At 31.9% G+C, this 2,578-nt stretch carries 2 protein-coding genes; both read left to right on the top strand.

Going from position 1 to position 2,578, the window contains the following annotated elements; genetic code table 11:
• Nucleotides 1-64 precede the first annotated feature (64 nt).
• A complete protein-coding gene (gatA, locus tag KHW44_RS08450; RefSeq protein ID WP_304068400.1) occupies nucleotides 65-1,456 on the top strand; it encodes an Asp-tRNA(Asn)/Glu-tRNA(Gln) amidotransferase subunit GatA in 1,392 nt (463 codons plus the stop codon).
• A gap of 1 nt (nucleotide 1,457) precedes the next feature.
• Nucleotides 1,458-2,578 (top strand): Asp-tRNA(Asn)/Glu-tRNA(Gln) amidotransferase subunit GatB (gene gatB, locus KHW44_RS08445; RefSeq protein WP_304068397.1); only part of this gene is annotated, 1,121 nt, incomplete at its 3' end.

Here is a 2,578-nt window from a genome sequence, read left to right as displayed (position 1 = left end):
TTGCGTTGAAGAATGCAAAATCTCGTGAGTATGGTTATTTTAAATTGAAGAAAGTGGTGGAATAATGATAGAAAATCTTAGAAATAAATTTGTAGAAAATCCTGAAAGTTTAAGGGACTACTACAATGATTTGGATAAATTAATAGAATCAAAAAAAGATTTGAATGTATTCATAACTTACGACAAATCATTCGTTGACCAACAAGTTGAAAAGCTAATTGAAAAAGCAAACAACAACGAAAATTTGGGAAAAATGTTTGGTATTGCAGTTAGTGTTAAGGACAACATTAATGTAAAAGATTTGAAGATGACTTGTGGATCAAAAATGTTAGAAGATTATGTTTCAATTTACGATGCTACTGTAATCAAAAAATTAAAAGAAGAAGACTGCGTTATAGTTGGAAAAGTTAATATGGATGAATTTGCAATGGGTTCTTCTTCTGAAACAAGTTATTTTGGACCTACTAAAAATCCTGTGGACACAAAATTAATCCCAGGCGGTTCATCATCAGGATCAGCTGCTAGTGTCAAAGCTGAGATGGCTGTTGTAAGTTTGGGAACTGACACAGGTGGATCTAGTAGACAACCAGCATCTTGTTGTAATGTCGTTGGATTTATGCCAACTTATGGTTCGATTTCTAGATTCGGAGTTCAATCTATGGCAAATTCTTTGGACGAAGTTGGGATATTATCAAATTCTGTTGAAGATATAATGGATACTTACAATGTAATTGCAGGTCACGATGACAATGATATGACTACAATCCAATCTGAAGTAAATGTTCAAAAGAAAGATTATGATTTTAAAGGCAAAAAAATTGCCGTTGTTGATTTGAAAAAATACAGCAATGATGAAACAGTTATCAACGAATACAAAGAAATATTGGAAATTCTAAAAAATATGGGAGCAGATTTAGTAGAAATCGACTTCGAATATTTAAAATACGCAAATGCTTTATACAACGTAATCGTAACTAGTGAAGTATCATCTAATATGTCAAGATTTGATGGAATTAGATATGGATATTTGACAGATGATTATGAAAATACAAGAGATTTGTTCGTTAAAGTAAGAAGCGAAGGATTTGGCGAAGAAGTTAAGAGAAGAATAGCGATGGGAACTTTTTATCTAGCAAGTTCCAATGACCAAAAAATTTACAAACAAGGTTTAAAAGTTAGAAATCTACTTTCACAAGAGTTCAAAAATATCTTCAAAGATTTTGATTTGATTGCTACACCTACAATGACAAGCTTACCTTATGAATTAGACAGCAGAAAAGACGATCCATTGGCTGTGTACGATTCAGGTATTTTCAATGTAATTGTAAACTTGAGTGGATTGTGTGCTATTTCAATTCCTTACAAATCAGGAATATCAACTAGTTTGCAACTAATTGCAAATAGTCACGACGAAGAAAATTTATTGAATGCAGCTTTAGCGTTTGAAAGGAGATAGCATGAACTTAAAAACACTTATAGGATTGGAAATTCACGTTGAATTATCAACTAAAACTAAAATGTTTTGTGGTTGTAAGAATGAATTTGGACAAGTTCCAAACACAAATGTCTGCCCAATTTGTTTAGGTCATCCTGGAGCACTTCCTCACATGAACAAAGAAGCTTTAAGATACGCTATTATGGCTGGACTTGCTTTTGATTGTGACATTGCTAATGAATTTAAGATGGACAGAAAAAAATACTTCTACCCAGATTTGGTTAAAGGATATCAAATCACACAAGAAGATCAACCACTTTGTAAAAATGGATATATAGAATTAAAATCATCAACTAAAGGTAAAAAAGTTAGAATTAGAAGAATTCACATAGAAGAAGATACAGGTAAATCAATTCACAACGAAAGTGGAAACACTTTAATGGATTATAACAGAGCGGGAGTTCCACTAATTGAAATAGTTAGTGAACCAGATATGAGCACTCCTGATGAAGCCAGAGAATTCTTAGAAACTTTAAGAGAAAGAATCAAATATTTGAAAATATCAGATGTTAAGATGAGCGAAGGATCATTGAGATGCGATGTTAATATCAATGTCTACGATGAAGATTCTGATTTTAAAACTAAAATTTCTGAAATTAAGAACTTAAACTCATTCAAATCAGTTTCAAAAGCTTTGGTTTACGAACAAGAAAGACACATCCAATTGGCAAAAGAAAATAAAATCGGCGAAAAAGAAACTAGAAGATGGGATGAGGACACTCAAACTACAATAGTAATGAGACACAAAGAAGAAGGAAATGATTACAGATTCTCAGTTGAAGGAGATATTCCTAAAACTTTTGTGGAACAATCTTATATCGAAGAAATCAAAAAGAATTTGCCAGAACTTCCACAAATGCGTAAAGAAAGATTCATGAAAGAATACAAGATTGATGAATACGACGCAGATATTTTAACTAGAAACGGATATTTGGCTGACTACTATGAAAAAGTTGTAGAAATTTCAAACGATCCTGTTCAATCTTCAAATTGGTTATTGGGAGATGTTCTTCGTCAAGTAAACGAAAATGAAATTGAAGTAGAAGAAATGAATATGTCTGCTGAAAATTTGGCAAAATTGAT

Origin of the sequence: Finegoldia magna (assembly GCF_018371055.1) — a bacterium.
Lineage (GTDB): Bacteria > Bacillota > Clostridia > Tissierellales > Peptoniphilaceae > Finegoldia > Finegoldia magna_I.
Note: the sequence above shows the minus strand (reverse complement) of the source record. Positions and strands in the feature narration are given on the sequence as shown.